The sequence below is a fragment of the Variovorax sp. P1_H12_2 genome, assembly GCF_056405335.1.
The window spans coordinates 1-4,184 of the sequence record NZ_JBFUCI010000501.1; the positions used below are offsets into that span (position 1 = coordinate 1).

The window sequence follows — 4,184 nt, forward strand, 5'->3', positions numbered from 1 at the left end:
CCTTTGAGCAAGCAGACATGCGCCGTCCTGAAGGCCTGGTTACAAGAATTGCCCGGAGCCGACACGCAGCCGCTCTTTCCCAATGCCAGCGGTGGACGCCTGAGTTCGCATGGGGTGCAGTACATCCTGACCAAGCACGCTGCCTCCGCAAGCAAGCAGTGCTCCTCGCTGCTGGGTAAGCGAGTGACTCCGCACGTTCTGCGGCACACGACCGCGATGGACCTGCTGCAGGCGGGCGTCGAGCAATCCGTCATCGCGTTGTGGCTCGGCCACGAATCGATCGAGACGACGCAAATCTATTTGGACGCGAACCTCGCGCTGAAAGAAGAGATCCTCGCGAAGACCACGCCGCCTAGCGGCAGCGTCGGCCGATACAGGCCCGATGACAAACTCCTGGCATTCCTCAAGAATCTCTAGGGCGGCCAGGACTATGTCCGGTGGACTTGGGCGACCTCCTTGTGCGGTGGCCCCGCCGGCCGAAAACTGGCGATAGTCGGGTGCGGGATACAGTGCCGCAGCCAGTGCGTGCTGGCCTTTTTCAGCTGCCGCGCGTCAGCGCCCTCAAGGCTATCGGCGGCCTGTGTCAGGAACGCCCTGATGGCCTGATAGAGCCCCGAGGCCGACCAGGATGCCGGCCGCCCGAACCCGGTGTCGAAGCGCGCCATCACATGGATGCCCCGATTGCTCGGCGCGCTCACCTGACGCTCGAAACCGAATCGAGCCAGCTCTTCACCAAGCTCGTCGACCAACTCGCCCGGGACCGGCACCTGCCGGCGGCGCCCACCCTTGCCGACCACCGACAACATCCAGTCGGTCGCCACCGTCCCATCGGCCGTCTTGTATTCGACTTGCTCCAGGTCCTCGCACTTCACGGTCGTGATCTCGGCCAGGCGCAGCCCGGTTGCGTAGAGCCAGCGCATGCCGCGCCGAAGCCGCCGCCCGGCTTCCGTGTCGACATGGTCCTTCAACAGCGCATCGACGTGGTTCCACTGGGCGAAGGTCAGGGTCCGGCTCGAGCCCAGCGGCCTCTGCGGATTCGACGGCAGTATCACCGCCGCGAAAGGATTCCCCGTCACATAGCTCTGGCTTATCAGGAAAGCAAACAGGCTTCTCAGGATGGTCAGCGAATGCCGCAGCGCGACCGGTGCCAGCGGTCCTTCGAGCGGTCGCCACAGGGGCGACCAGCGCTGGTGATGGCGTGGCCCGCACCAGGTCGACGGCGGATCGGCGAGATAGGATTTGTAATCAGCCACATCCTCGACCGCCAACGACGACAACGCCTTCTTCCGCTCCAGTATCGCCCACAGCAGCAGCCGCTCCGCCTCCTTGCGATACGCCCGCTGCGTCGACGAGAGTTCGCCATTGACACCTCCCGGTTGCTTCGAAGCCAGCCAGGCGCCGATCGCCTCGTGGTCGTTGCGGGCCAAGATGAGACATTTCTCGATCGGCGCACGAAAGCGCCCCGCACGGCCATCCAGGTCGGCCGGGAGCAGGAATTTCTCGAAAGGGCGGATGGCCGTGGCCGCTGGCACCACCTCGGCCAGGGAGGACAGCGACAGTTGCGCGCGCGGCTGGTCCACGTGCCGCCCGACCCGCAGCCCCAGCACGGCCTCGTTCGCATGCAGCCACTCGAGGATTCGTGAGCCCTTGAGCGCTCCCACGCCCGGCACCTGCACCCACCAGCGTGCGCCGATGCCATTGATGCGTTCGACGAGCGCCGCGAGTGTCGGGACGCCGGCGCGCTCGAGGCGGCTGGCCAGCGAAGGATTCAGCCACGCCCCCACGCGGTCGCCCGGGCGCGGATCCTGCGCCACGAGGCCTTGCAACCAGCGCAGCGCTTCGAGCTGCCGCTCGATGACGCGGGACCGGCGCGTGGGCTGGGCCGAAGCGCCCTGCCCGCCCCTGCCCTGCCCTCCACTTCCTCCCCTCGCACTGGGCGGATAGGCCTCTTCGTAGGCTTCCAGCTGCTCGGCTTCCGAAAAATCCTCCATGCCCTGCGCTTGGGCGAACTCGACCAGCGTCGGTTGCTTGGGCGCCGACTTGATCCGATCCGGGTCCAGCAGGATCAGCCGGGCGGTGCCCGGCTTGTTCTCACGCCTGGCCGCGGCCGCGAACTCGTCGCGGATCCAGGCGATCGTCTTTCGGACCGTCCGCAGATCCGTGTGCTCGCCTTCGAGCCGCAGGTACCGGTCCCAGCTCGCGCGCTCATCGAGGCCTTGGGCCAGGGCCCTCATGAAGGCGAAATGCCCGCTGTGCAGCTTGCGCGGAAGTGCCTTTTTCCTCATGTCGGCCACGGCGGGTCGCGGTCCTTGCCGGCAGGGGATCCCCAGAATTTCCACCAGGGCCGCGGTGTTGCCACCGGCTGCGACGGCAGTTGCGCCAGCTGGCTCGCCCGCATCCGTCGGCGCCGCTCGACTTCGAGGGCATGGGCGACCCCGTTGGCCTCGCGGTCGCCGCGAAGCGCCAGAGTGCGCCAGGACACAGCCAGGCGCTCGAGCTCCTCATCATCGAGGTGGCCGAGTTGCTGTGGGGTCGGTACGGCGGCCATGGCTGTGACGGTAAACCGATTAGAAGCTGGACGTTTGGGCGGGTGCATCAAACCGGACGGGTCGTTGGACTCGCGCGGCCCYCCCCCGGAGGGGGCGGTGTGCGAGCGTGACCTGAACCTTCATAATGCTGGACATTATTATCATCAATGTCATTTTGCGGTGTCACCGGCGGCACTTTTCGAGAAGGTCTTTTCAAGTCATTGAATTTGTTGGAGTTTTCCGCATCCCGGTTATTGGGGGAGGAAGCGCTCCTGCACGCGGATGGTTGTCAGTTTGGCAAATCCGTGAATCTCCATAGCCCCGCACCTATCCCAACGGTTCTCACATTGGCGCGGCATGGGGCTCAAGCGTCGAGTCGGCGCAGGCGTTCCAATGCCTCCCCGATCGCCGCACCCAAAGCGCTCGTGGATGCGGTCGCGGCGAGTCCGGCCGCCAATGTGACGGTCACATCGCCCGCCGCCGACCTGCTCAAGACCCCAGCCTTCGCCCCCGCGACCTCCACCTCAATCCTTCTGAGCTTCTGAAAGTTAGCATTCACATCCAGTAGACGCGCAAGTACCGTTGCTGCCGGTAGGTTCTGGCCGCGCAGCTTTTCCACTCTCTTGAGGACACCCTTTCGATCCTTGTCCATGGCGGCGTTGATCTGCTCCGCGTGGCGGAAGCTGATCTCCAGTGGGCTTCTGAACACGTCGACGACGGCTGGCGGGAGTTGGGCCACGATCAGCGCCTTGCGAACCCAGGTATGGCTCACGCCGAGATTTTCGGCGAGCTGGCGCTGCGTCGGAAAGAGCTGCGCCTCGAGGGCCCGCTGGTACATGACCCCCTGCTCGTACGGCGACAGGTCGGCCCGTTCGCGGTTTTCCCGATCCATGGCCGCAAACAGGTCACGATCACTCAGTTCCTCCGTCCAGATCGACGCCAGTACGGGGATACCGAGCTCCAAGGTTGCCTGGTGGCGACGGTGCCCAAAGACCAGTTCGTACTGCCCCGCCTCGTCCGTGAGAGGGCGCACCAGGATCGGCTGCACATTCCCTCCGGCATGCTCGATGTCGGCCTTCAGGCCCGCGAACTCGCTCGTGTTAAACGAGGATGCATGGCGATTGGCCCAGCTGCTCGGGCGAATCGTTCGTGGGTCCAGCTTGCGGGTCGGAAGCGCCCCTTCATATTGGCGAAGCTTGTCGCGCAGCGCAGCCATCTCCCCTTCCACTTGCTGGATCTGCCCACGGAACGCCATCATCTGGCCGGGACCGGTTCGGGGCGCCATGGGACCCGTGACAGCCGGTGGAAACCTGGTTTCCACGGCTACGGCAGCGAGTGGCTGGGTCTCCATCGCGGCCGCTGGCGGTACCGGGCCCGCATGATCCAGCTCGGCTGGCGGAAGCGACAATCCTGCGGTCAGCGCCTCAAGCCGCTTTCGGGTACTAGCCATGATGGGTATCTCCTGGAACGAAGAGACTTGATCGGGGATGCGCCCTGGCGGGCGTGCACCGCGGCCGAAGGCACGACTCTTCCCTCAAAGTCGGGCAATTACTTGTCCGCCGCAGATGAAAAGCCCGTTCGCGTGGAAACCAGGTTTCCACACTTTTCGTTCCGTTCTTATCTGTCGTGGAAACCTGGTTTCCACGGTGCGCTTTC

General features: G+C 65.0%; 5 protein-coding genes. 2 read left to right on the forward strand and 3 right to left on the reverse strand.

Translation table 11 applies throughout. The features are described 5' to 3' along the window. The coding region (locus AC1D2K_RS31030) for a tyrosine-type recombinase/integrase (protein WP_478093815.1) at nt 1-417 on the forward strand (417 nt) is incomplete at its 5' end. Between the two features lie 11 nt (nt 418-428). On the opposite strand, the gene AC1D2K_RS31035 is transcribed toward AC1D2K_RS31030, so the two are convergent. The 3 genes from AC1D2K_RS31035 to AC1D2K_RS31045 all read right to left on the reverse strand — a co-directional run bounded on the left by AC1D2K_RS31035 (nt 429) and on the right by AC1D2K_RS31045 (nt 3,744). Beyond that, nucleotides 429-2,285 (reverse strand): phage integrase family protein, encoded by a 1,857-nt coding sequence (locus AC1D2K_RS31035; protein WP_478093822.1) that lies wholly within the window; start codon nt 2,283-2,285, stop codon nt 429-431. Further along, nucleotides 2,282-2,548 carry a hypothetical protein gene (locus tag AC1D2K_RS31040; protein WP_478093817.1) on the reverse strand — a complete coding sequence of 89 codons (267 nt, stop codon included), beginning with the start codon at nt 2,546-2,548 and terminating at the stop codon, nt 2,282-2,284. Before AC1D2K_RS31040 ends, AC1D2K_RS31035 begins: the two co-directional genes overlap by 4 nt. Before the next feature lie 344 nt (nt 2,549-2,892). Next, nucleotides 2,893-3,744, reverse strand: coding sequence for a ParB/RepB/Spo0J family partition protein (locus AC1D2K_RS31045; RefSeq protein ID WP_478093819.1), 852 nt, complete (start codon nt 3,742-3,744; stop codon nt 2,893-2,895). Between the two features lie 12 nt (nt 3,745-3,756). Here AC1D2K_RS31045 and AC1D2K_RS31050 point away from each other — a divergent pair. Continuing rightward, nucleotides 3,757-4,184: hypothetical protein (locus AC1D2K_RS31050; protein ID WP_478093820.1), on the forward strand; the 428-nt coding region annotated here is incomplete at its 3' end.